At 64.2% G+C, this 25,509-nt stretch carries 21 protein-coding genes; 12 read left to right on the top strand and 9 right to left on the bottom strand.

Annotation, left to right across the window (positions count from 1 at the left end; all coding sequences use genetic code 11):
• Nucleotides 1-40: 40 nt before the first annotated feature.
• Complete coding sequence (locus R2669_RS19100; RefSeq protein ID WP_316901731.1) at nucleotides 41-1,150, bottom strand: enoyl-CoA hydratase/isomerase family protein; 1,110 nt, start codon at nucleotides 1,148-1,150, stop codon at nucleotides 41-43.
• Between the two features lie 146 nt (nucleotides 1,151-1,296).
• On the opposite strand from R2669_RS19100, the gene R2669_RS19095 reads away from it, so the two are divergent.
• Entirely contained in the window at nucleotides 1,297-2,202 is a 906-nt protein-coding gene (locus R2669_RS19095) for a sterol desaturase family protein (protein ID WP_316901730.1), read from the top strand.
• Here the strand turns inward: R2669_RS19095 and R2669_RS19090 are convergent.
• On the bottom strand, nucleotides 2,195-3,064 hold the full coding sequence (locus tag R2669_RS19090; RefSeq protein ID WP_027677563.1) for a LysR substrate-binding domain-containing protein: 870 nt from the start codon (nucleotides 3,062-3,064) through the stop codon (nucleotides 2,195-2,197). The two genes, R2669_RS19095 and R2669_RS19090, sit on opposite strands and share 8 nt — an antisense overlap.
• A 187-nt stretch (nucleotides 3,065-3,251) precedes the next feature.
• Between R2669_RS19090 and R2669_RS19085 the strand changes: the two genes are divergently transcribed.
• The 7 genes from R2669_RS19085 (at nucleotide 3,252) to metC (ending at nucleotide 9,847) form a co-directional block, all read left to right on the top strand.
• Complete coding sequence (locus R2669_RS19085; protein ID WP_316901729.1) at nucleotides 3,252-4,088, top strand: transporter substrate-binding domain-containing protein; 837 nt, start codon at nucleotides 3,252-3,254, stop codon at nucleotides 4,086-4,088.
• A gap of 16 nt (nucleotides 4,089-4,104) precedes the next feature.
• Entirely contained in the window at nucleotides 4,105-4,797 is a 693-nt protein-coding gene (locus R2669_RS19080; RefSeq protein WP_316901728.1) for an amino acid ABC transporter permease, read from the top strand.
• A 4-nt stretch (nucleotides 4,798-4,801) separates the two neighbouring features.
• Entirely contained in the window at nucleotides 4,802-5,494 is a 693-nt protein-coding gene (locus R2669_RS19075; RefSeq protein ID WP_024975903.1) for an amino acid ABC transporter permease, read from the top strand.
• A gap of 28 nt (nucleotides 5,495-5,522) precedes the next feature.
• A complete protein-coding gene (locus R2669_RS19070; RefSeq protein WP_316901727.1) occupies nucleotides 5,523-6,278 on the top strand; it encodes an amino acid ABC transporter ATP-binding protein in 756 nt (251 codons plus the stop codon).
• 80 nt (nucleotides 6,279-6,358) lie between these two features.
• Nucleotides 6,359-6,952: a cysteine dioxygenase family protein gene (locus R2669_RS19065; RefSeq protein ID WP_316875965.1), complete on the top strand. Its 594-nt coding sequence runs from the start codon at nucleotides 6,359-6,361 to the stop codon at nucleotides 6,950-6,952.
• A gap of 91 nt (nucleotides 6,953-7,043) precedes the next feature.
• Nucleotides 7,044-8,633, top strand: coding sequence for a rhodanese-like domain-containing protein (locus R2669_RS19060; protein ID WP_316887916.1), 1,590 nt, complete (start codon nucleotides 7,044-7,046; stop codon nucleotides 8,631-8,633).
• Nucleotides 8,634-8,659: 26 nt separating this feature from the next.
• The gene (gene metC / locus R2669_RS19055) at nucleotides 8,660-9,847 is read left to right on the top strand and encodes a cystathionine beta-lyase (RefSeq protein WP_316901726.1); all 1,188 of its coding nucleotides are present in this window, start codon (nucleotides 8,660-8,662) and stop codon (nucleotides 9,845-9,847) included.
• 73 nt (nucleotides 9,848-9,920) lie between these two features.
• Here the strand turns inward: metC and typA are convergent, their stop codons facing one another.
• Nucleotides 9,921-11,741, bottom strand: coding sequence for a translational GTPase TypA (gene typA, locus R2669_RS19050; RefSeq protein ID WP_027677570.1), 1,821 nt, complete (start codon nucleotides 11,739-11,741; stop codon nucleotides 9,921-9,923).
• A gap of 250 nt (nucleotides 11,742-11,991) precedes the next feature.
• On the opposite strand from typA, the gene R2669_RS19045 reads away from it, so the two are divergent.
• From R2669_RS19045 to R2669_RS19030, 4 genes are all read left to right on the top strand, one after another.
• The gene (locus R2669_RS19045) at nucleotides 11,992-12,510 is read left to right on the top strand and encodes a MarR family winged helix-turn-helix transcriptional regulator (RefSeq protein WP_316901725.1); all 519 of its coding nucleotides are present in this window, start codon (nucleotides 11,992-11,994) and stop codon (nucleotides 12,508-12,510) included.
• 69 nt (nucleotides 12,511-12,579) lie between these two features.
• Nucleotides 12,580-14,109 carry an AdeC/AdeK/OprM family multidrug efflux complex outer membrane factor gene (locus tag R2669_RS19040; RefSeq protein ID WP_316875960.1) on the top strand — a complete coding sequence of 510 codons (1,530 nt, stop codon included), beginning with the start codon at nucleotides 12,580-12,582 and terminating at the stop codon, nucleotides 14,107-14,109.
• 66 nt (nucleotides 14,110-14,175) lie between these two features.
• On the top strand, nucleotides 14,176-15,465 hold the full coding sequence (locus R2669_RS19035) for an HlyD/EmrA/EmrK family protein (RefSeq protein WP_147213538.1): 1,290 nt from the start codon (nucleotides 14,176-14,178) through the stop codon (nucleotides 15,463-15,465).
• 3 nt (nucleotides 15,466-15,468) lie between these two features.
• Complete coding sequence (locus R2669_RS19030; RefSeq protein ID WP_147213537.1) at nucleotides 15,469-17,025, top strand: DHA2 family efflux MFS transporter permease subunit; 1,557 nt, start codon at nucleotides 15,469-15,471, stop codon at nucleotides 17,023-17,025.
• A 65-nt stretch (nucleotides 17,026-17,090) separates the two neighbouring features.
• Here R2669_RS19030 and truB read toward each other — a convergent pair whose 3' ends face one another.
• From truB to R2669_RS19000, 6 genes are all read right to left on the bottom strand, one after another.
• Nucleotides 17,091-18,047 (bottom strand): tRNA pseudouridine(55) synthase TruB, encoded by a 957-nt coding sequence (gene truB, locus R2669_RS19025; protein ID WP_316901724.1) that lies wholly within the window; start codon nucleotides 18,045-18,047, stop codon nucleotides 17,091-17,093.
• Between the two features lie 2 nt (nucleotides 18,048-18,049).
• Nucleotides 18,050-18,421, bottom strand: coding sequence for a 30S ribosome-binding factor RbfA (gene rbfA, locus R2669_RS19020; protein WP_004626422.1), 372 nt, complete (start codon nucleotides 18,419-18,421; stop codon nucleotides 18,050-18,052).
• 126 nt (nucleotides 18,422-18,547) lie between these two features.
• Nucleotides 18,548-21,442 carry a translation initiation factor IF-2 gene (infB, locus tag R2669_RS19015; RefSeq protein WP_316901722.1) on the bottom strand — a complete coding sequence of 965 codons (2,895 nt, stop codon included), beginning with the start codon at nucleotides 21,440-21,442 and terminating at the stop codon, nucleotides 18,548-18,550.
• A gap of 62 nt (nucleotides 21,443-21,504) precedes the next feature.
• The gene (gene nusA, locus R2669_RS19010; protein ID WP_147213535.1) at nucleotides 21,505-22,980 is read right to left on the bottom strand and encodes a transcription termination factor NusA; all 1,476 of its coding nucleotides are present in this window, start codon (nucleotides 22,978-22,980) and stop codon (nucleotides 21,505-21,507) included.
• On the bottom strand, nucleotides 22,977-23,465 hold the full coding sequence (rimP, locus tag R2669_RS19005; protein ID WP_024975916.1) for a ribosome maturation factor RimP: 489 nt from the start codon (nucleotides 23,463-23,465) through the stop codon (nucleotides 22,977-22,979). Before rimP ends, nusA begins: the two co-directional genes overlap by 4 nt.
• Before the next feature lie 206 nt (nucleotides 23,466-23,671).
• Nucleotides 23,672-25,456, bottom strand: a complete 1,785-nt coding sequence (locus R2669_RS19000) for a pseudouridine synthase (RefSeq protein WP_316901850.1) — start codon at nucleotides 25,454-25,456, stop codon at nucleotides 23,672-23,674.
• Nucleotides 25,457-25,509 lie beyond the last annotated feature (53 nt).

Below are 25,509 nucleotides of genomic sequence, written 5' to 3'. Positions count from 1 at the left end.
AAGTCAACGATTCAACATCCAGGCGCGCAGTTTACCGGTTCTAGTCCGACAGCCCCAGCAGCGGATGCTGCTCACGGCGCCAAGGCGAAACAAAGAAGGCGGCGACTTCGTCCTCGCGCACGGCGTCGATGCTGGCGTGCTTCCACTTGGGCGCATGGTCCTTGTCGACGGCGAGCGCGCGAATGCCTTCGATACCGTCGCCTTCGGCAAACACGTGCGTCATCATGTCGAGTTCGCGGCGCAGCTCATCGGCCAGCGTGGTGTGGCGGCCGCGGCGGATCAGCTCCAGCGTCACCGCCATCATCAACGGCGAGCGCTTGGCCATGTGCGCCGCGGTCTGCGCGGCCCATTCGGCATCCGTGCTGCCGGCCAGATCCGCGAAGATGCCTTGCACGCTGCCCTGGCTGAAGCAGTCATCGATCGCCTCGCGGTGAGGCGCGATGATGGCCTTGGCATCATCGGGCGCCGATGCGGCTTCGGTAAAGCACGCGGCGATCTGCTCGCCGCTGCTCCAGTTGCCGTCGCGCAAACGCTGGACGATGGACGCCAGCGCCTCGGTAGTGACGTGGCAATCGGCGAGGCCGACCGACAGCGCGTCAGCCGCTTCGATCATCTGCCCCGTCACGCCCAGGTATTCGCCCACATGGCCCGGCACGCGCGCCAGGAACCAGCCGCCGCCCACATCCGGGAACAGGCCGATGTTGGTTTCGGGCATGGCCATCTTCGTGCGCTCGGTCACCACGCGCAGCGATGCGCCTTGCGAGATGCCCATGCCACCGCCCATCACCACGCCGTCCATCAGCGCGATATACGGCTTGGCATAGCTGAAGATGAGGTGGTTGAGGCGGTATTCCTCGGTGAAAAAGGTGATGAGCTGCGGGTCGCCGGCCGTGGCGGCGCGGTGGAAGAAGCGGATGTCGCCGCCGGCACACAGGGCCTTGCCGCCCTCGCCACGCAGGATGACGGCGTGGACTTCCGGATCGTGCTGCCACGCCAGCAGCGCATGCGACATCGTGCGGATCATCTCCAGCGACAGCGCGTTCAGCGCCTGCGGCCGGTTCAGCGTCAGCCAGCCGATGCCGCCGCGTACTTCGGCGATCACGTTGGGTTGAACTTCAGCCTGGGGCGCGGGGGAAGCGGTGGATTGCATGTCTCGGATGTTGTTGTGGAAATCACGGCTCGCACTGTACACGACCGCGTATTGAAGCGAGGAAGGGCTCTAGCGTGCCCCCTTTCGCAGCGCGGGTGTTGGGCGTATACCTGCCGGTTGGAGACGACACACATCACAACAATCCAATGACCCCTGCCAACGCCGCCCCGGGCGCGTCGAGTTTCGACCCCGGCCTGATTCTGCTGGCCTTCGCGCCGGTCTTCCTGCTGACCATCGGCGCCGAGGCGTGGTACTGGCGCAAGCGCGACCCGTCCGTCTACAGCTTCAAGGACACCGTTTCAAACGCCTGCCTCGCGCTCATGCACCAGGCGTCGGATGCATTCTTCCTGTGGCTGATGATCAAGACGGTGTACGCATGGACGTACAGCCACGGCCTGCGCGCGGTGCCTGAAACGTGGTGGTCATTCGTGCTGCTTCTGCTGTTGCAGGATTTTCTGTACTACTTCTTCCACCGCGCCAGCCATCGCGTGCGCTGGATGTGGGCGTCGCATGTGACGCACCACTCGTCGGAAGGCATGAATTTTTCGACAGCATTCCGCCAGAGCCTGACCTATCCGATTTCCGGCATGTGGCTGTTCTGGATTCCGCTTGCATGGATCGGCTTTACGCCGGACTGGGTGATCCTGGCCGTGGGCCTGAACCTGGCGTTCCAGTTTTTCGTCCATACGCGGCTGGGGGCGCTGGATTCGCGCTACGCGGGCTTCTGGCGGTGGCTCGGGCAATACCTGAATACGCCGTCGGTGCATCGCGTGCACCACGCCAAGAATCCGCAGTACATCGACCGCAACTACGCCGGCGTGCTCACCATCTGGGATCGCATGTTCGGCAGCTTCGTGCCGGAGGAGGACGCCCCCATTTTCGGCATCACGCGGCAGGTCCACACACACAACCCGATCACCCTCACCTTCCACGAATGGCGCGACATGTGGGCCGACGTGTTCCGCGACAGGGACATTCGCTACCTGTGGAAACCGCCCGAGTGGCGCAGCCCGCGCGCTGCGGTCACGGCCGAGGCGATGCCGCTCACATGAACGGCGGCCCGAAGCGGGTGGCGACGCGATCGGTGGAATCGAACAGATCGCGCAGCACGGCGCTCGTGCACGTCGGCTGCACGTACAGGTAAAACGCCACTTCAGGCAGACGCGGCAGGCCATCGGCTTCGGTCAGCACGCGCATGTTTGCGTCGAGCAATTCGGTCGTGCGTGCTGTTACGCCGAGCCCCGCGCTGATCGCCGCTTTGATGCCCGTCAGCGTGGGCGACAGATAACTCGTGCGCCACGGAATGTGGTGCGCGTCCAGGCATTCGATCGACAGCTGCCGGAACAGGCTCAGCTCGTCGGCCATGACCAGCGGCACCGGCGCGGCGGGATTGAAGATGAAGTCTTCCGCGCAGATCCACACCATCGGCGACGTGCGCAGCTTGATGCCGGGAAAGGCATCGTCATAGCGCGTGGAGATCGCCAGATCGAGCGTCTTGTCGCGCAGCGCGTCCATCAGGAACGGGCTGCGGCCAACGTTGATTTCCATCTGCAATTCCGGCGACAGCTTGGACAACCGCCGCAGCAGATTCGGCAGGATCGAATCGGCCACGTCGTGCGGTGAGCCGATGCGGATTTTCTCGATCGGGCCACCGGTCTGGATCACCTGCACGGCCTGGTCGTTCAACGCCAGAATCTTGTGCGCATAGGCAACGAGCCGCACGCCATCGGGCGTCATCGTCTTGTGGCGGCCGCGTTTTTCGAACAGCGCACAGCCCATTTCCTCCTCCAGCCGTTGCATTTGCTGCGTGACCGCAGACTGCGTGCGCCCCACCCGCGCGGCTGCCGCGGCAAACGTTTCGTGCTGTGCGATCGCCACGAATGTGCGCAGCAGATCGATGTCCAGATTTCTCATCTCGGCCCCGATACTTCAGAGTTCCTAATCGATTCCAGCCAAAAATTAAATTGTTCTGCGCAATTCTGGCCGATAACCTGCCGGAAATACAAATAACACTGAACGAACAATACGTTCAGGCAGACACCCGAGCCGCAGGGACATCGCGGTCCGACACAGAATCGGTTGCATACAAAGGAGGAACACCATGTGGGTATGGAAATGGGCACAGGCCGCGGCGACGCTCACCTTGGGCACGCTGGGCGTGGCGAGCGTGGCGCATGCTGACGCGCTGGCCGACATCAAGTCGCGCGGCACGCTCGTCTGCGGCACTCAGAACGCCAGCGAGCCGTATGCCTTTCCCGACGCCGCAACGCGGCAGATCGTCGGCTTTGACGTGGATGTGTGCAACGCATTGGCCAAGGGCCTGGGGGTCAAGCTGGAGCACCGCGCGCTGTCGACCGATGCCCGCATTCCCGAACTGAAGACGCATCGCGTGGATGTCCTGGCCGCTGCCGTGGCGTGGATGCCGGCGCGCGCCGCGCAGGTCGATTTCAGCAACCAGTATTTCGTGGCACCGATCCGTGTGCTGGTGCGGGCGGACTCGCCCATCCAGACGCTCGATCAGCTCGCCAACAAGAAGATCGCCGCCTCGGAAGGCTCCAGCTCGGCGGCGGTGTCTGTGACGCGCCTGCCGGATTCGCGGCTGCTGACGTTCCACGATATTTCATCAGCGTATCTGGCGTTGCAGCAAGGCAAGGTCGATGGGCTCGTGGCGGGGCAGCTCGTGCTGGCGCGCTTTGCCAACGAGGCGGCGCAGAAAGGCGGCCAGCAATATCGCCTGCTGAACGCGCCGGTTTATGAAGAGCGCTGGGGCGTGGTGATGAACAAGAACGAGCCTGCGCTCATGGCCGCCGTCAACAAGGTGCTGGCGGATTACGACCAGTCGAGCGGCCTGCAGACGAGCTTCGACAAGTGGCTCGGCGCCAAGTCGGTCTACAAGTTCTGGCGCGACTACAAGGTCGAACCGATCAAGCCGCAGTAAGCCCCGGGCGGCCGACATGTTCGATCTCTCCTTCCTGCTCGAAGACGGCTATTTGCACCTCTTGCGGGACGGCATTCTGACCACGCTGCGTCTGTTTGTCGTCTCGGGCCTGCTGGCCATCGCCGTCGGGGTGTCGCTGGCAACACTGCGGGCGCTGCCGGTGCGCGTGTTTAAGGCGTTCGTCATCGTGGTTGTGGAATACCACCGCAACGTGCCGATGCTGGTGCAGATCCTGGTGTGGTATTTCGGCGTGCCGCAGTTGCTGCCGGAATCGCTCAAAGCCTGGATCAACGCCGGCAATACCGAATTCTTCTTTGCGGCGATTGCCCTGGCGCTGAACTCCGGCGCGTTCACCTCCGAAGACCTGCGTTCGGGCCTGCGTGCGATTCCGCATACGCAGCAGGAGGCGGCGTGGTCGATCGGGCTGACGCATCTGCAGGCGCTGCGCTACGTGATCCTGCCGCAGGCGATTCGCGTGGCGCTGCCCGCGCTGCTCAACCAGGCATTGCTGTTGTTCAAGAACAGCTCGCTGGCGATGGCCATCGGCGTGCATGAACTGCTTTACCGCACCCGGCAGATCGACAACCTCACCTTCCGCACGTTCGACGTGTTCCTCATCGCCACGCTGCTATATCTGCTCGGCACGCTCGCGTTGATGGCACTGTCTGAACGCGTGGCCAACCGTCGAACGACGCCGCTGGGGGTCTGACGCCATGCTTGAAATCCTGCATGACTATCTGGCGTTGTTCCTGGTCGGGTCGTGGCCGAATGGGCCGCTCGGCGGCGTGGCGGTGACGCTGGTGCTCTCGGTGCTGGGCTTGGTGATGTCGTTCCCGATTGCGGTGCTGATCGGGCTGGCACACGTGAGCCCGTGGCGCTGGCTGCGTCGCATTGCCGGGGTGTGGTCGCGCCTGGTGCGCGGCATTCCGCTGCTGATGATCATCTTCTGGGCGTACTTTGCGGTGCCGCTGCTGGTGGGCAAAGAGGTGTCGGCGTTCACCACGGCCGTCTGCGCAATCATCGTCTACGAAAGCGCATTCCTCTCGCAGATCGTGCGCGCCGGGCTCGAAGGCCTGCCGCGCGGGCAGATGGAAGCCGCGCGCTCGAATGGCCTGTCGTGGCTGCAGAGCATGCGCTACGTGCAGCTGCCGCAAGCGCTGACCAACATGCTGCCGTCGATCGTCAACCAGTTCGTGTCGATCATCAAGGCAACGTCGCTCGCCTATGTGATTGGCGTGCCGGAGCTGACGTACTCGGCCGCGCAGGTCAACACCATCACGCTGACCAAGCCGCTGGAGACGTTTCTCGTGCTGGCAGCCTTCTACTTCGTTTTGTGCTTCGCCATCTCGCGGTTCGCGGGACAGCTGGAGCGCCGCATTGCCCGCCATCGCGCCGGGCTGGCCTAGGAACAAACCCTGCCGGAGACCCCATCCCATGCTGGCATTTGAAAACGTCGACAAGTACTACGACGACTACCACGCGCTCAAAGGCATCCACGCCACCATCGCGCGCGGTGAAGTCGTCGTGGTGTGCGGGCCCTCGGGCTCGGGCAAATCCACGTTGATCCGCACGGTCACGCGGCTGGAGGCCATCCAGGGCGGATGCATCCGCTTCGAGGGGCGCGATGTCCATGCACGCGACATGCGCGTCAATGAACTGCGTGCGCGCATCGGCTTCGTGTTCCAGAACTTCAACCTGTTCCAGAACCTTTCGGTGCGGCAGAACCTGATTCTCGGGCCGACCAAGGTGCTCGGTCTGTCGCGCGACGAAGCGACGGCGCAGGCCGAGGCGCTGCTTGCCAAGGTGGGCCTGGCTCACAAGATCGACGCGATGCCCGCAAACCTGTCGGGCGGCCAGCAGCAGCGCGTGGCCATTGCGCGGGCGCTGGCGATGAAGCCGCCGCTCATGCTGTTCGACGAGCCGACCAGCGCGCTCGATCCCGAGATGGTGCAAGAGGTGCTGCACGTGATGCGCGAGCTGGCCGGCGACGGGCTCACGATGATGATCGTGACCCACGAGATGGGCTTCGCGCGCGACGTATCGAGCCGCGTCTGGTTCATGGACCACGGCCAGCTGCTGGAGGACGCGCCGCCCGACCAGTTCTTCAGCCGCCCGAAGCACGCTCGCGCACAGCGCTTCCTGCAAGACGTTCTGCGACCTGCGCCACGCATTGCCGAACTCGTCGCCTGATGCCGACACCGACAACGACAACGACAACAACGCCGCGAAATACAACGCAAGGCGCCCCAATCCCTCAGGAGAATCCATTCATGACCACGTCTCTTCCTCAACAACGCCAAGCGGCCGTGGCCGATGCCATTGCAGCCATGAAAGCCGCGCTCGCGCCCGAAGGTGAAACGCGTCGCGCCCTGGCCGACGTGCTCGAAGAGGTCAAAGGCCTCGCCGCGCGCACCGAGTTCTGGCAAGACACCGATTTCCCGGCCCCCGCCGACGGCGAGCTGCAAGCCCGCTACCTGATCCATGAAGATGCCGACCAGACGTATGCGCTGTACCTGAACGTCATGCGCCCCGGCAAGAAGATCACGCCGCACAACCACACCACGTGGGCCTGCATCGCCGCGGTGGACGGCACGGAATACAACTATGTCTACCGCCGTACCGACGACCGCGCCACGCCCGGTGTCGGCACGCTGGAAATGACCGACACCGTCGTCGTCGAGCCCGGCACCGGCATCGCGCTGGCGGCCGAAGACATCCACGCCGTCGAGATCAAGGGCGAGGCGCCGATCCGCCATCTGCACATGTACGGACGCGCGCTCGAAACGCTGACCGAGCGCATCACGTTCGACCTCGAAACCGGCCGCTATCAGACCATGGGCATCGGCGTGAAGACGCGCCGCTAACCGGCCAACCACAACCCGAATCGCGTTGCCTGCAATCCGCGCTGCGTGCGCGGAGGGCGTCGTTCACCCTTTTGATTCGTTTCGCATCGATATGACATCGTTCGTTACCGCCAAGACCCTGAAAGCGTGGCTGCACGACGGCGCCGAGATCGCGCTGTTCGACGTGCGCGAGCACGGCCAATACGGCGAAGCCCACCTCTTCTACGCCATCCCGCTGCCGTACAGCCGTCTTGAGATCGACGCCCCGCGCCTCGCGCCTCGTCGCGCTGTGCGCATGGTCATTTATGACGACAACGACGGCGTTGCCGAGCGCGCGGCCGAACGCCTGAACGCCATCGGCTACACCAGCGTGCACGTACTTGAAGGCGGCGCACAAGGCTGGGCGCACGCAGGCTTCACGCTGTTTGCCGGCGTCAACGTGCCGTCCAAAACCTTCGGTGAACTGGTCGAGATGGCGTACCACACGCCGCGCGTCACCGCGCGCGAACTTGCGGCCATGCGTGAACGCGGCGACGACGTCGTCATCGTCGATGGCCGCCCCGTCAGCGAATACCTGAAGATGACGATCCCGTCATCGATCTGCTGCCCGAACGGCGAGCTTGGGCTGCGCATCCGCGAGCTTGTACCCAACGCGACAACGCCGATCGTCGTCAACTGCGCGGGCCGCACGCGCAGCATCATCGGGGCGCAGACGCTGATCAACCTCGGCATCCCAAACCCGGTGATGGCCCTGGAGAACGGCACGCAAGGCTGGTATCTGGAAGACCTGCCGCTGGAGCAAGGCAGCACGCGGCGCTATCCCGATGTCGTTGCCCCGGCCACCGTCAAAGACATGCGCGAGGCCAGCCAGCAACTCGCCACACGCTTTGCCGTGCCCGAGGTGGATGCGGCCACGCTCGCACGCTGGGTTGCAGAAGGCGAACACAGCCTTTTCCTGTGTGATGTACGCACACCCGAGGAATTCGCCAAGGGCAGCCTGCCGGGTGCGCAGCATGCGCCGGGCGGCCAGTTGATCCAGGCAACCGACCAGTACGTCGGCGTGCGCCATGCCCGCCTTGTGCTGTTCGACGCCGACGGCGTGCGCGCGCCAATCGTTGCAAGCTGGCTGCGGCAACTCGGCCACGATGCCTATGTGCTGCGTGACGGGTTGAACAGCAATGCGAGCCTGCCGGCGCCCGCAACGGCGCTGCCGCAGCCGTTGCCCGAGATCAGCGCGCAGGCACTTGCCGGCGCGCTGGCGGCAGGCACCGTGCACGTCATCGACTTGCGTCCCAGCATGACCTTCCGCCGTGCCCATGTGCCTGGCGCCACTTGGGCCATTCGCCCGCGCCTGCCGGCCCTGGCCGCTGACCGCGATACCGTCCTGATTGCCGACGACCCGCGCATCGCACAGCTCGCCGCGGCAGATTGGGCTGCACGCGCGCCGCAGGCCGCATCGCGTCTCAAGTTGCTGGCCGGCGGCATTGCCGCGTGGACTGCCGCCGGCTACGCCACCGAAGGTTCCGACAGCGCACCGCCCGACGCCGATTGCATCGACTATCTCTTCTTCGTGCATGATCGGCACGACGGCAACAAGGCTGCGGCCAGGCAATACCTGGCCTGGGAAACCGGCCTCCTCGCCCAGCTCGATGCGCAGGAACTTGGCGCCTTCCGCGTGGGCGCCGCTGCCGTACAGCCATGACACGCAACCGACAGGATCTACACACCATGTCATCGCAGAAAACGGAGCCACGACTGGCCACCCGCCTGGTCAAAGGCGGCACCTCGCCGGCGTTTGAAGGCGGCCGGGCCGTCAACCCGCCCGTCGTGCGCGCCTCCACCGTGCTGTTCGATTCGATGGACGACATGAACGACGCACGCCGCCGCCGCGGCACCGAACGCATGTTCACCTACGGCGCGCGCGGCAACCCGACGGGCTTCGCGCTGGAAGACGTCGTCGCGCAACTCGAAGGCGGGTATCGCACGCGACTCTTCCCGACCGGCTTGGCTGCCATCTCCATGGTGTTCCTCGCGTTCGCGCGCCCTGGCGATCATGTGTTGATTGCCGATTGCGTCTACCAGCCGCTGCGCCATTTCGTCGATACGTTCCTGCGCCCCTGGGGCGTGGAGGTGACGTACTTCCGCGCCGACGGCACCGATGTCGCACAGCAACTCAGGCCGACGACCAGGCTCGTCTACGTGGAATGCCCCGGCTCGCTCGTCTACGAGATGTGCGACCTGCCTGCGCTCGCCGAGATCGCGCATCGCCATGGAGCGCTGGTCGTCGCCGACAACACGTGGGGCTCGGGCCTGCAATACCGTCCGCTCGCGCTCGGCGCCGACGTTTCGGTCATGGCAGCGACCAAATACCTCAGCGGCCACTCCGATGTGATGATGGGCACAGTCACCACCACACAGGCGTGCTGGCAAACCCTCGCCACGATGTGCGACGCGCAGGGCGTGGCGGTCAGCCCTGACGATGCCTATCTCGTGCTGCGCGGCACCCGCACGTTGGCGGCGCGCCTCGCCATGCATGAACGCCATGCGCTGGAGATTGCACGCTGGCTGGTGGCACGGCCGGAAGTCGCGCGGGTCTTCTGCCCCGCCCTTCCCGAGGACCCCGGACACGCCCTCTGGCAACGCGATTGCCCCGGCACCAACGGACTGGTCTCATTCGAATTCGCTCGAGCCGATCCGCAAGCCGCCGCGCGCTTTGTCGACGCGCTGACGCTGTTCGGCATCGGCGCCTCTTGGGGTGGGTTCGAGAGCCTGGCGACTGTCAGCAACGTGGCGGGCACGCGCACCTGCACGGATTGGTCCGCCGCCGGCCCGATCGTGCGCCTGCACATCGGACTGGAAGACCCGCAAGACCTGATCGACGATCTGGCGCAAGCCTTCGCCCGCGTTCAGGCATAACGCGAGCGTCATCGCCGAGCAAAAAAAACGCCCCGAAACCTCGGGGCGTTCTTCTTGGCAGATCGACTGGCGATCAGACCGCTTCTTCACGCGATGCGCGCTTGCGCTCGTGTTCCTTCAGGTGGCGCTTGCGGAGGCGGATGCTCTTCGGCGTGACTTCCACCAGCTCATCGTCGGCGATGAACTCCACCGCGTATTCCAGCGACATCTGGATGGGCGGCACCAGGCGCACGGCTTCGTCGGTACCCGACGCGCGCACGTTGGTCAGCTGCTTGCCCTTGATCGGGTTGACGACCAGATCATTGTCGCGGCTGTGGATGCCGATGATCATGCCTTCGTACAGCGCGTCGCCCGGCGACACGAACATGCGACCGCGATCCTGCAGCTTCCACAGCGCGTAGGCCACGGCAGCGCCGTCGTCCTGCGAGATCAGCACGCCGTTGTGACGCTCGCCCAGGTCGCCTTCCTTGACCGGCGAGTAGTCGTCGAAGATGTGGCTGATCAGGCCCGTGCCACGCGTCAGCGTCAGGAATTCACCCTGGAAGCCGATCAGGCCACGGGCGGGAATGCGGTATTCCAGACGCGTACGGCCCTTGCCGTCCGACGCCATGTCGAGCAGTTCGCCCTTGCGGCGGCCCAGCTCTTCCATCACGCCGCCCTGGTGGCTGTCTTCCACGTCCACGGTCAGGCGTTCGAACGGCTCGCATTTCACGCCGTCGATTTCCTTGAACACCACGCGCGGGCGCGACACGGCCAGCTCGTAGCCTTCACGGCGCATGTTTTCCACCAGAATCGTCAAGTGCAGTTCGCCACGGCCCGACACTTCGAAAACCGTGTCGTCGCCGGTGTCCTTCACGCGCAGTGCCACGTTCGACTTCAGCTCACGGTCCAGACGGTCGCGCAGCTGGCGGCTCGTCACGAATTTGCCTTCGCGGCCCGCCAGCGGCGAGGTGTTGACGCAGAAGTTCATCGTCAGCGTCGGCTCGTCCACCTTCAGCATCGGCAGCGCGTCCTGGGCGTCCGGCGCACACACCGTGCAGCCGATGCCCAGCTCTTCAATACCGTTGATCAGCACGATGTCGCCGGCTTCCGCTTCTTGCACCAGCTCGCGCTCCAGGCCGCGGAACTTCAGCACCTGGTTGATGCGGCCCTTGATCGGCGCGCCTTCCGGACCGAACTTGACCACCACGTCCTGCAGCGGACGCACGCGGCCACGCGTGATACGGCCCACGCCGATCTTGCCGACGTAGCTCGAATAGTCGAGCGAGATGATCTGCAGCTGGAGCGGGCCGTTCGGGTCGTCGTCACGCTGCGGCACCTTCTCCAGAATGGTCTCGAACAGCGGCTTCATGTCGCCGCTGCGCACATCGTCGGTCAAGCCGGCGTAGCCGTTCAGGCCCGAGGCGTACACGATGGGGAAGTCGAGCTGCTCGTCAGTGGCGCCCAGCTTGTCGAACAGTTCGAAGGTCTCGTTGATCACCCAGTCCGGACGTGCGCCCGGACGGTCCACCTTGTTGACCACCACGATCGGCTTCAGACCCAGGGCCAACGCCTTGCGCGTCACAAAGCGCGTCTGCGGCATCGGGCCCTCTTGGGCATCCACCAGCAGCAGCACGCCGTCGACCATCGACAGCACACGCTCCACTTCACCGCCGAAGTCGGCGTGCCCCGGCGTGTCGACGATGTTGATGTGCGTGCCGTTGTATTCCACCGCGCAGTTCTTGGCCAGGATCGTGATGCCGCGCTCTTTTTCGATGTCGTTCGAATCCATCACGCGCTCGGCGATCTGCTCGTTCTCGCGGAACGTGCCGGCTTGGCGGAGGAGCTGGTCGACCAGTGTGGTTTTGCCGTGGTCGACGTGGGCAATGATTGCGATGTTGCGAAGCGCGCGCATGGGATGTGAACTCGAAAAGACGTGACACGAGCCCGGGACAGCACCCAAATTCAGCTCGCGGAATAACCTGACATTCTAGCATGCTGCGATGCGCAAGAGATGACACTCCTTGACGAATCGATGAAGGGGCGTTGCACGAGTGGATCAAAGATCACCAATTATTTCTAAAACTGAAATCACATGTTCGGCACCTTGCCGTTTGGTGCGTCGATTCGTATATTTGTCCGGACAATGATTGTGCATACATAAGATGTCCGAACAAACAAGACCCGCCACCGAAGTTGCTGCCGGAACGCTCTTCCGGGTGGAGGACTACCGCATGTGTGAAAGCGTTGGCTATCTCGTGGGGCGCGCAAAGACAGCGCTGTCCATGGCGATCGAGCAGGAAGTCGCTGCGATGGACGTGACGCATTCCCAGGCCAGTTGCCTGGTGCTGCTCGCCAACGGCCGCTGCCAGACGGCCACCGACCTCGGCCGCGAACTGAACACCGACATCGGCTCGCTCACGCGCATGCTGAGCCGCATGGAAAAGCGCGGCCTGATCGAGCGCGTGCGCAGCGAGTCCGACCGCCGCGTCGTGCACTTGGAGGTGACCGAAGCCGGCCGTGACTTGGCCGACCGGATGCCGGCCATCTACACGCACGTGCTGAACCGCTTTTTTGCCGGCTTTACACCGGCTGACGTCGATACGCTGCGCGAGCTTCTCAAGCGCATTCTCAGCAACGGCGCCGCCACGGAAGGCCATCGCGCGCGCCCCGCAGATCACTGACGTCGCTCTATCCGACATTGCACCAGCCGCCCCGAACGCCCTCCTCGATCGCTTGATACATCAAACAACATGAACGCCTTGAACTCCGCCCCTCAGGCACTTTCGCCCCAAAGCCGCGCCGGCAACACGCGCGCGCAATGGCCGGCGCGCCTGGGCGTGGCGCTCTCCGCCGTGACGCTGGCTGTGCTGGCCGGCTGCGCCAACCTCGGCAATTCGCACAGCACGCAGACGCTGACCGCGCCCGGGCAGCTCGCGAGCGCGCAATCGTTGCCTTCACAAGGTGGCCAGTGGCCTTCGCAGAATTGGGTCGACCAGTTCAACGATCCGCAACTGCGCGCTCTGGTAGACGAGGCGATCAAGGACAACCCCAACCTGCAGGTCGCTTTTGCCCGCGTTCGTGCTTCGCGTGCGATGGCCGATGTGGTGCGCGGCAATCTGTATCCGAGCGTCGGGCTCGATGCCGACATGACGCGTCAGCGCCTGTCGGAATACGACATGTTTGAAGGCACGCCGCTCGCTGGCCGCTGGTTTACAGAATCGAAGATCCAGCTCGGCGTGAGCTACGACCTGGATTTCTGGGGCAAGAATCGCTCCGCGCTGGAAGCCGCGCTGTCTGACGACAAAGCAATGGAAGCGGAGAGCCAGGCTTCGCGACTGATTCTGTCGACCACGGTGGCACGCACCTACGCCAAGCTGGCCGCGCTCTACGCGCAGCGCGACGTGGCCGAACGTGCGATCGCGCAGCGCAAGGACTTGACGAACCTGGCAGGCCAACGCCTGCGTGCCGGCCTGGATACGCAAGTCGAAACGACGCAGGCGCGCGCCAACGTCGCTGCGGCACAAACGGAACTCGAGCAGGTGGACGAGCAAATTACGCTCGCCCGCAACCAGCTGGCCGCACTCCTGGGCAAAGGCCCGGACCGCGGCCTGGCGATTGCGCGCCCCACGCTGCTCGCACAAGCCACGCCCAAGCTGCCGAACAACCTGACCATCGACCTGATCGGCCGGCGGCCGGATCTCGTGGCCGCGCGCTGGCGCGTGGAAGCCGCGTCGAAAGATATCGACGTGGCCAAGGCGCAGTTCCTGCCGGACATCAGCCTGACGGCATTCCTCGGGCTCGCTTCGATTGCTCCGGAAAACCTGCTGCTTGGCGCATCGCGTCAGCTCGGTATCGGCCCGGCGCTCAAGTTGCCGATCTTCCAGGGCGGCAAGCTGCGCGCCAATCTGCGCGGCAAGTACGCGAACTATGACGCTGCTGTCGCGAGCTACAACCAGACGCTGACCGAGGCGCTGCACGACACCGCTGACCAGATCACCACGCTGCACAGCATCGATTCGCAGATCACGATCCAGCGCAACGCCTTGAGCGAAGCCGAGCGCGCCTACAGCCTTGCCCGCACGCGCTACAGCGCCGGTCTCGGCACCCAGCTGGTCGTGCTGAATGCGGAGACAACCGTGCTGCAGCAACGCAAGCTCGCGACCGACCTGCAGGCACGCCGACTTGACGCGCAGATGGCCCTCATCAAGGCCCTCGGCGGCGGCTACACGGCAGAAGACCTGCCGGGCGCCAAGCCCGAGACTGCCGCATCGCATGGCTGACCTGTACTGAATTGAACTGAATTGAACTGAACCGACCGTTCCAACGCATTCTTTCGAGCCAACATCATGAGTGACAACAAGCCCCAAGCCGCTCCGTCCGCTGCTCCCGCCCCCGCAGCCCCCGCGGCAACGCCCACCGGTAACGGCAATGCCAACGGAAAGCGCAAGCGCATGCTGACCACGCTGGCCGCCGCACTGGTGGTTGCCGGCGTCGGCTACGGCCTCTACTGGGGCCTGTACGGCCGCTGGTTCGAGTCGACCGACGATGCCTACGTGCAAGGCAACGTGGTTCAGGTAACCCCGCAAGTGGCGGGCACCGTGGTGGCCATTCGCGCCGACGACACGCAGCTTGTCACCTCCGGCCAGCCCGTGATCGAACTGGACCGTGCCGACGCACGCGTTGCGCTCGAGCAGGCCGAAGCCGCGCTCGCGCAAACGGTGCGCCAGGTGCGTACGCTGTACTCGAACACCAGCGCGTACACCGCCACCCTGGCCATGCGCGAAAGCGATCTCGCCAAGGCCAAGGACGACCTGGCACGCCGCAAGCAGATCGCCGGTACGGGCGCTGTGTCACAGGAAGAAATCTCGCACGCACAGACCGCTGTGCAGGCTGCGCAGTCCGCACTGGAAGCCGCCAAGGAGCAACTGCAGGGCAACCGCGTGCTGACCGAGCAGACCACGCTGGAGCGCCACCCGAACGTGTTGCAAGCCGCGGCCAAGGTCCGCGAGGCTTACCTCGCCTATGCGCGTACAAGCCTGCCGGCTTCGGTCACGGGCTATGTGGCCAAGCGTTCGGTGCAGGTCGGCCAGCGCGTCGCCCCGGGCACGCCGCTGATGGCAATCGTGCCGCTGGACCAGCTCTGGGTGGACGCCAACTTCAAGGAAGTCCAAGTGCGCCATATGCGCGTCGGCCAGCCGGTTGAACTGGTGGCTGACGTGTATGGCAGCAGCGTGACGTACCACGGCAAGGTGGTCGGTTTCTCGGCGGGTACGGGCTCGGCGTTCTCGCTGCTGCCGGCACAGAACGCTACCGGCAACTGGATCAAGGTGGTGCAACGCCTGCCGGTGCGCGTGTCGCTCGATCCGAAGGAATTGAAGGACCATCCGCTGCGCGTGGGCCTGTCGATGGAAGCCAAGGTCGACATCCATAACGAAGGTGGTCAGAGTCTGGCTACCGCGCCGACGGCGTCGCCGCTGCAAACGACGGTGTACGACCAGGCCGGCAAGGATGCAGATCAGGTCATCGCCAGCATCATCAGCGCCAATGCCGGACGCGGCGGTGCCACGGCACCGGCGGCTGCCAACGTGCCGGCCGCATCGGCTCCGCGCAATTCACAACCCGCACCCAAGGTCTGACGCATGGCAACTGCCGCGCCCAAGCCGCTACCGCCGCTGACCGGCGCCAAACTGGCGATCGGCACAGTTGCGCTGTCGCTGGCCACCTTCATGAACGTGCTGGATTCGTCCATCGCCAACGTGTCGATCCCCGCAATTTCGGGCGACCTGGGCGTGGCCCCGAACCAGGGCACGTGGGTCATCACCTCGTTTGCGGTGGCCAACGCCATCTCGGTGCCGCTGACGGGGTGGTTGACGCAGCGTTTCGGGCAAGTGCGCCTGTTCGTCACGTCCATCATGCTGTTCGTCCTGTCGTCATGGGCGTGCGGGCTGGCGCCCAATATGGGCATGCTGATCGCCGCCCGGATCATCCAGGGCGCCGTGGCGGGACCCATGATTCCGCTGTCGCAATCGTTGCTGCTGTCGACCTATCCGCCCGCCAAAAGCTCAATGGCGTTGGCACTATGGGGGATGACCACGCTGGTCGCGCCGATCATGGGGCCGATCTTCGGCGGCTGGATTTCCGACAACATGAGCTGGCCCTGGATCTTCTACATCAACATCCCGGTGGGCATCCTGGCCGCCTACGCGACGTGGGTCATCTACAAGGACCGTGAATCGCCGACGCGCTCGCTACCGATCGACAAGATCGGCCTGGCGCTGTTGATCGTGTGGGTCGGCTCGCTGCAGTTGATGCTCGACCGCGGCAAGGAGCTCGACTGGTTCAACTCGACCGAGGTCGTGGTGCTGACGGTCATTGCCATCGTGGGCTTCGCATTCTTCCTGGTGTGGGAACTGACCGAAGATCACCCCGTGGTGGACCTGACGCTGTTCAAGGGGCGCAACTTCAGCGCGGGCGTCGTCGCCATCTCGGTGGCGTACGGCCTGTTCTTCGGCAACCTCGTGATCCTGCCACTGTGGCTGCAGACCATCGTTGGCTACACCGCTACCGATGCGGGCCTGATCATGGCGCCGGTGGGCATCTTCGCCATCATCCTGTCGCCCGTGATCGGCAAGAACCTGCCGAAGATGGACGCACGCTGGGTGGCGACGACAGCGTTCATTACCTTCGCGCTGGTGTTCTGGATGCGCTCGCGCTTTACCGTGCAGGTCGATACGTGGACGCTGATGATCCCGACGCTGATCCAGGGGGCTGCCATGGCGATGTTCTTCATCCCCCTCACGTCGATCATCCTGTCGGGTCTGTCGCCCGAGCGGATTCCGGCGGCATCGGGGCTGTCGAACTTCGTCCGGATCATGTTCGGCGGCATCGGCGCCTCGATCTCAACCACGGTGTGGGACAACCGCTCTGCCCTGCACCACGCGCAACTGGTCGAACACGTGAATCCTTACAACCCGGCGTATGCGTCCTCGATCAACCAGTACACGCAGCTGGGCATGCCGAACTTGCAAGCCAACGGCGCGATTGAACGCGTGATCTCGCAGCAGGCCGCCATGCTTGGGGCCAACGACATCTTCTGGATTTCGGCCGTGCTGTTTATCGTGCTGATCGTCTTCATCTGGCTGACAAAGCCGGCGAAGTCAGCCGGAGGCGCCGAAGCCGCGGCCGGCGCGCACTGATCCAATATCGCGCAAACAAAAAAGCCACGCGTAGCTGCGTGGCTTTTTTTGGTCAGTCGTCCGACTTAAAGATGGACGAGCCGTTCCGGTCGCAATACACCGTCTTGCCAGGCAGCCACACCGAGCAGCGACGCACCGGCATCCACGGCAATCGCGTCACGCAAGCCGTAGACGCGCACCTGATCCGCATTCGGCAACGCCAGTCGCAACGGCAAGCGCTGGCCATGCAAGAAACGACGGCTCTCTTCCGCATCCAGTTCCACGCGCGGCAGGGTCTGCAACAGCGCATCGACGGGTGCCAGCAATGCAGCGCGCGCATCCTCGGCGGCAGCGTCCAACGCTTCGAGTGTCACCGCGCCATTCAGTGTCAGGTTGCCCACCTGGGTGCGACGCAGTGCAACCAGATGTCCGCCGCAACCCAGCGCCTCGCCAATGTCTTCACCCAACGTGCGGATGTAGGTCCCCTTGCTGCAGGACACGCGCAACGTAATCGTCGGCTCCGCCGACTCCAGATCCGTCCCCAACACGTCAATCGAGTGGATCGTGACCCGCCGCGCAGCACGTTCCACGGTCTGCCCCGCGCGCGCGTATTCGTACAACGGCTTGCCGTCCTTCTTCAACGCAGAGTGCATCGGCGGCACCTGATCGATTTCGCCGACAAAGCGTCCGATGGCAGCCTGCAGTTGCTCCCGCGTGACGGATACCGGGCGCTCACTCAGCAACTCGCCTTCCGCATCCGCAGTGCTCGTCTTGATACCAAGACGCACGACGGTCTCGTACGTCTTGTCCGCATCCAGCAAATCCTGCGAAAACTTGGTCGCCTCACCAAAGCACAGCGGCAGCAACCCCGTGGCAAGCGGATCGAGCGTCCCTGTATGCCCAGCCTTCTTGGCCCACAGCAGGCGCTTGGCACGGACCAGCGCATCGTTGCTCGACCAACCGATCGGCTTGTCCAGCAGCAACACACCGTGCACGTCGCGACGCGGCGGCTTCTGTGGCTTGGGCGCATGTGGCTCAGCCATCTTCAGTCGTCTTTGGCGCGCGTGGCGTTGGCCTCGTCGATCAGTCGCGACATCTCGATACCGCGCTCGACCGAACCGTCAAAGTGGAAATGCAGAGTCGGTACGGTATGGATATGCAGGCGCTTGAACAGCAGCGAATGCAGGTAGCCCGCCTTCTCGTTCAGGATGGCGCCGGCGACTTCCGGCTCGGCACCGAGCACCGTGAAATAGATCTTGGCGTGCGCGTAGTCCGGCGTGAGCGTGACAGATTGCAGCGTCACCAGACCCATTGCCGGGTTCTTGATTTCGCGCTGGATCAATTCGGCCAGATCACGCTGGATCTGGTCGGCAATGCGCACGTTGCGGCCAGCGGCCGATCCCGATTTCTTCGGCATAGTATGTTCCTCGCATGGGCGCCGCCAGCGCGCGCCGGCCGGCCCCAAAAGACAAAACGGTGGCGCGGGACGCGCCCGGGCCACCGTCGCAAATCGAACCGGACACCGCAGTGTCCGGCCAACGTATTACAGCGTACGCGCCACCTCGGTGATCTCGTAGATCTCGAGCTGATCGCCTTCCTGAACGTCGTTGAAGTTCTTGATCGACAGGCCGCATTCGAAGCCTTGCTTCACTTCCTTCACATCGTCCTTGAAGCGCTTGAGCGAATCGAGCTCGCCCGAGAAGATGACCACGTTCGCACGCAGCACCCGCACCAGCGAATTGCGCTTGACGAAGCCGTCCAGCACCATACAGCCGGCCACCGCGCCAACCTTCGGCACGTGGAAGACTTGACGCACCTCCACCAAACCCGTCGTCTCTTCGCGCTTTTCCGGCGACAGCATGCCCGACATCGCGGCCTTCACCTCATCCACAGCGTCATAGATGATGTTGTAGTAGCGGATGTCGATGCCCTGATGCTCGGCCAGCTTGCGCGCGCCTGCGTCGGCCCGCGTATTGAAGCCGATAATGACGGCCTTCGACGCGGTTGCGAGGTTGACGTCCGACTCGGTGATACCGCCCACGGCGGCGTGCACGATCTGTACCCGCACTTCGTCGGTCGACAGCTTCTGCAGCGAGTGCACCAGTGCTTCCTGCGAACCCTGCACGTCGGCCTTGATAATCAGCGGCAGCGACTTCACGTCGCCTTCGCTCATCTGCTCGAGCATGTTCTCCAGCTTCGCAGCCTGTTGGCGCGCCAGCTTCACGTCGCGGAACTTGCCTTGGCGGAACAGCGCGATTTCGCGCGCCTTGCGCTCGTCCGGCAGCACCAGCACTTCTTCGCCGGCGCCCGGCACTTCCGACAGCCCCTGGATTTCCACCGGGATCGACGGACCGGCTTCCTTCGCCGGCTTGCCGTTTTCGTCGAGCATGGCGCGCACGCGACCGTAGGCCGTGCCTGCGAGCACGACGTCGCCGCGCTTGAGCGTACCGCTCTGCACCAGCACCGTTGCGATCGGCCCCTTGCCCTTGTCCAGCTGCGCTTCCACGACCAGACCCTTGGCGGGCGCGTTGACCGGCGCCTTCAGTTCCAGCACTTCGGCTTGCAGCAGCACGTTTTCCAGCAGGCTGTCGATGCCTTCGCCAGTCTTGGCGGACACCGGCACGAACGGGACATCGCCGCCGTACTCTTCCGGAATCACGCTCTCAGCCACCAGTTCCTGCTTGACGCGGTCGGGGTTGGCTTCGGGCTTGTCGACCTTGGTGATCGCCACCACGATGGGCACCTCAGCCGCCTTTGCGTGGGCGATGGCTTCCTTCGTCTGCGGCATGACGCCGTCGTCGGCGGCCACTACCAGAATCACGATGTCGGTTGCCTTGGCACCGCGTGCACGCATGGCCGTGAAGGCCTCGTGACCCGGGGTGTCCAGGAACGTAATGACGCCGCGATCGGTTTCGACGTGGTACGCGCCAATGTGCTGCGTAATGCCGCCGGCTTCGCCCGCCGCAACCTTCGCACGACGGATGTAGTCCAGCAGCGAGGTCTTGCCGTGATCGACGTGACCCATGACGGTCACGACCGGCGGACGCGTTTCGGCTTCAGCGTTCGTCGGCTCTTCCACGCCGCCAATCAGCAGCGCTTCCGGATCGTCCAGCTTGGCCGCAACCGCCTGGTGGCCCATTTCCTCGACCACGATCATCGCGGTCTCTTGGTCCAGCACTTGGTTGATCGTGACCATCTGGCCGAGCTTCATCATCTGCTTGATGACCTCGGCGGCCTTGACCGACATCTTGTGCGCCAGATCGGCCACGGAGATGGTTTCCGGCACGTGCACTTCACGCACGACCGGCTCGGTCGGCGCCTGGAATGCATTGCGGTTGTCGTCGCCATGGCGATTGCGGCCGCCCTTGGAGCCGGAGCGCCAGCCGTCGGCACCGCCGCCAGTGTCGCCGCGCGTCTTCAGGCCGCCACGCTTGCCGGTACGGTTATCGTCTTGCCAACCGGACTTGCCACGACCGCCCTTCTTGTCACCCGTAGGCGAACTCGGTGCAGCAGCTGCAGGAGCCGGGGCAGCCGGCTTCTTGGCAGTAGCAGCCGGACGTGCTTCGCCAGCCGGCTTGACCGGCTTGTGCAGCGTGCCCGACTGCTCGGCCTTCTTGACCTCTTCGGCCTTGCGCTCGGCAGGCGTCTTCAGCACGCGAGCCGGGGCGCTCATCATCTCGCGGATCGCGCGGGCTTCGGCTTCAGCAGCTTCGCGGCGCTTGCGCGCAGCGTCTTCCTCGGCCTTGATCTTGTCGGCGGCGACGCGCGCTTCGTCGGCGGCCTTCTGCGCGGCTTCGCGTTCGGTTGCCAGGCGTGCGGCGTCCTCCTCGGCCTTGCGGCGCGGGGCTTCGTCCGAGGCTTCAGCGGCAGCGCGGGCAGCCACGGCTTCCTCTTCCGCCTTCTTGGCGGCGAGTTCAGCCTGACGCTTCTGCTCGGCTTCGGCGGCTTCCTGGCGGGCGCGGCGCTCGGCTTCCTCGCGCTCCATCGCTTCCTGGCGTGCCTTCAGCTCGGCTTCCTGGCGGGCCAGCAATTCGGCCTGGCGGCGCTGTTCTTCCTCGCGACGCGCGACTTCCTCGGCATCGACCACCGGCGCGGCCTCTGCGGCCTCCGATTCTGCCTGTGCCGCGTTCGGCTCATCACGCTTGACCAGCACGCGCTTCTTCTTGACTTCCACTTGCACGGTACGCGTCTTGCCCGTGGCATCCGCCTGGCGGATCTCGCTGGTTTCGCGTTTGGTGATCGTGATCTTCTTGCGCGCGCCATCCTCGGCGCTGCCGTGTGCTCGCTTGAGATAGTCGAGCAGACGGGTCTTGTCCGATTCGGTGATGACGTCTTCCGGCGTCGCCTTTTGCACGCCCGCGGCCTGCAATTGTTCCAGCAACGCCGATGCGCTACGGTTCAATTCGCCAGCGAGTTGGGCAACTGTTGTGCTTGCCATTCAAACCCTTTCGATGCTTGGTTTCAGTGAGGATTGCGATAAACGGTCAACGCTTATGCGACTCACGAAAACCAGTGTTCACGCGCCTTCATGATCAGCGCCTTGGCCTGTTCTTCGTTGACGCCGGTCATCTCGACCAATTCGTCCACGGCCAGCTCGGCCAAGTCGTCACGCGTCTGGATGTTCCCCTCGGCCAGCTTGCCGATCAGCTCCGGGGTCAGCCCCTCGAGGTCGCGCAGGTCTTGCGACACCTTCTCGACCTTTTCTTCCTTCGCCAGCTCCATCGTCAACAGCACGTCGCGAGCGCGGTTGCGCAGCTCGTTGACGGTGTCTTCGTCGAACGCTTCGATTTCCAGCATTTCCTGCAGCGGCACGTAGGCCACTTCTTCGAGCGAGCTGAAGCCCTCTTCGATCAGGATGTCCGCAACCTCTTCGTCCACGTCCAGCTTCGCCATAAACAACTGGCGAACGACGGAGCTTTCTTCAGCCTGCTTCTGCGCAGACTCTGCCGGCGTCATGATGTTGATCTGCCAGCCGGTCAACTCCGACGCCAGGCGAACGTTCTGGCCGCTCCGGCCGATGGCCACGGCGAGGTTCTCCTCGTCGACCACCACGTCCATGCTGTGCTTTTCCTCGTCTACGACGATGGATTGCACTTGCGCCGGCGCCAGCGCGCCGATCACGAACTGCGCCGGATCTTCCGACCACAGCACGATGTCTACGGCTTCGCCGCCAACCTCGTTACGCACGGCGGTCACGCGGGTGCCGCGCACGCCGACGCAAGTGCCAATCGGATCAATGCGCTTGTCGTGTGCAACGACCGCGATTTTCGCACGCACGCCCGGATCGCGCGCGGCGGCCTTGATCTCCAGGAGGCCCTGTTCCATTTCCGGCACTTCGTTTTCGAAGAGCTTGATGAGGAACTCGGGGCACGTGCGCGAAAGCTCGATCTGCGGGCCGCGTGCGGTACGGTCGACATTCAGGATGTACGCGCGGACACGGTCGCCCGTGCGCAGGTTTTCCTTCGGGATCATCTGGTCGCGGGCCAGCAGCGCCTCGACACGGCCGGTTTCAACGATCAGGCCCTTTTTGTCGGCGCGCTTGATCGTGCCGGTCATGACCTTCTCGCCACGATCCAGGTAGTCGTTCAGGATCTGCTCGCGCTCGGCATCGCGGATGCGCTGCAGGATCACCTGCTTGGCAGCCTGCGCGCCGATGCGGCCGAACTCGACCGATTCAATCTGCTCTTCGACGAAGTCGTCGACTTCCAGATCAGGATTCTGCTCCTTGGCTTCGAACAGCAGAATCTGCTTGTCCGGCTCCTGCAGGCCTGCATCGTCGGGAACGACGAGCCAGCGACGGAAGGTTTCGTGTTCGCCCGACTCACGGTCGATCGCCACGCGCACATCCACGTCTTCTTCAAAGCGCTTCTTGGTCGCAGAAGCCAATGCGGCCTCCAGCGCCCCGAACACCACATCCTTGTCGACGTTTTTTTCGCGCGCAAGCGCATCGACGAGCAACAGAACTTCGCGGCTCATTGCTTGTTCCCTTTGTTTCGATTTCCTTTGAAGTCCAGCACGGGCACCAGCCGGGCGCGGTCGAGTTCCGACAGCGTGAATTCCAGCAGCGCGGGGCCTTCCTTGCCCTCAAACTCGAGGCCGATTCGTTCCTGGCCCGGCTCGCCCGTCGGAGCCTGAATGATTCCCGTGAAATTCTTTTGCCCGCCCACTGGCAAGCGCAGCGTCACCTTGACCTCAAGGCCAGCGAAGCGCGTGAAGTCGGCCAGGGTGCGCAGCGGGCGGTCCAGCCCCGGCGACGACACTTCCAGCCGTTCGTAGTTGACGTTTTCAACCTCGAACACGCGTGTGAGCTGATGGCTCACTTTTTCGCAATCTTCAATGACGATGCCGTTCTCTGCCTGATCGATATACACGCGCAGCAGCCCGGCGGGCGCGCGCTCCACTTCCACCAGTTCATAACCCATGGCGGTGAGGGTTTTCTCAATCAGATCAGTCAGATGCACGTTTTTCCTGAAGAATTTCCCGGTGTGGCCACCCTGCCGAAGCAAAAAAAAATGGGCGCAACGCCCATATCATTCGCCCATCTTCTACAGGATGACTTTTGATTAGACTCACATTGTAATACGCCTCGAGGCAAAACGCAAAACTGCCCCGCAGCTGCCACCAAATGGGGCGTTGCGACGATTGCCGCACACAACGCCCGCATTTTTCAGCGCTTACCGCCGCGCTTGCCGCCACCGCGCGGCGCCTTGTTGCCGTTCGGCATGCCACCCCCGCTCTTTCCGGGGCGCTTGTTGCCGGGCACGCGATTGCCGTCACGCATACCACCCCCCCCGACCGCGCCGCCGCGACCGTTCGTGCGCTCGCCCATACGGGTGCGCGCTGTCAGCGTGGTCGGTCCGCCCACATTGATGTAGCCCATCGACGTTTGCATCGGATCGGGCTGACGCGGGCTGGAGGGACGGCGCTGCGCGGGCTGCGCACGATTGCCGTTCTCGATACCCATTCCGCGTGACTGGAAGTTCGCTTCCCCGGCAAAACCGGACGACATCGGCCCCATCAGCACCGGCGCGGGCCCACGGCGACGGTTGCCCTGGCGATCTTGCCCACCACCGGAACTGGCCGTCGGCACCTTCATGCCGAGCGTGCCCATCAGCGTACGCACATCCTCTGCCGACACCTCCTGCCAACGGCCGCGCTTGAGCCCACGCGGCAGCACGAAGCTGCCATAGCGCGTACGGATCAGTCGCGACACGGTCAGGTTGACCGCCTCGAACATACGACGCACTTCACGGTTCCGGCCCTCGGTCAGGGCGACGTGATACCAGTGATTGACACCTTCGCCGCCGCCGTCGACGCAGCGCAGGAAGTTGGCTTCGCCGTCCTGGAGCGGGATGCCGTGCAGCAGCTTCTGGCGGTCAGTCTCAGTCAATTCGCCGAGCGTACGCACTGCGTATTCACGCTCAACGCCATAGCGCGGGTGCATGAAACGGTTGGCGATGTCGCCGGAAGTCGTGAAGATCAGCAGGCCTTCGGTGTTGAAGTCGAGGCGACCGACGGCAACCCACTTGCCTGTCTTCATGCGCGGCAACGCATCGAACACGGTCGGACGGCCTTCCGGATCGGACTGGCTGACAATTTCACCGGCCGGCTTGTGATACAGCAGCACGCGCGGCGGCTTGTTTGGAAGCTTGCGCTGGATCAGCTTGCCGTTCACACGCACCTGGTCGGTCGCGAGAATGCGTTGGCCGATGTGGGCCGGCAGACCATTCACGGAGACGCGCCCTTGCAGGATCAGGTCTTCCATGTCGCGGCGCGAGCCAAGTCCGGCATCAGCCAGGATCTTGTGCAGCTTCGGCGCGTCGTCGTCAGAAGTCAGTTCGCGCGTCTTGGGAGGCTGCGACGCGCCGCCGGTGTCGGTCTCCGAGTCATACGCACCAGAAATCACATATTGGAAGACGTCTTCCGAGCCCTTGCCGCCCTTCAACCCCTTACCGCCACGATTCTGATTCTGGCCGCCAGCCTTGCCCTGCGGTTTGCCGTTGCGGTTCTGCTGTTTGCCACGACCACCGGCGTTCTTGCCGGCTGCGCCTTCCGTGCGCTCGCTGCGCTCGGCACGTTCTGCCGGCTGGCCTTCGCCCTGGCGGCGACGGTTCTTGCCGAAACGGCCGCGCGGGCCACGTCGCTCGCCCTGCCCCTCGGCGGGCGCCTGCTCCGTCGGCACAACGCCTTCTGCGGTAACCACCGCCGACTCACCGGCCGCCTCTTTCGGCTTGCGTGCCCGGGGGGTGCGGCTCTTGCGCGGTTGCGCCGGCTGGCCGGCGTCTGCACCACCCGCATCAGCGGCTTCGCCTTCGGGGCGACCATCCTGCTGCTGGCGGCGAGAAGCCACCAGGTTGCGCAAGCCGCGGCGCAATCCCTTGCGACGAGGCGCGGCCTCAGTCCCATCACCGCCGTCTTGTCGCGGCGGCTGAGCGTCGGCGTCGGCCGGCATACGTGTATCCATGGAGTCTGGCTGGGTGCTCACAACGTCTTTCAAATCTAGGG

It is taken from the genome of Ralstonia edaphi (assembly GCF_958350185.1).
GTDB lineage: Bacteria > Pseudomonadota > Gammaproteobacteria > Burkholderiales > Burkholderiaceae > Ralstonia > Ralstonia edaphi.
The sequence above is the reverse complement of the archived record's forward strand: the minus strand, read 5'-3'. Positions and strand labels throughout refer to the sequence as shown.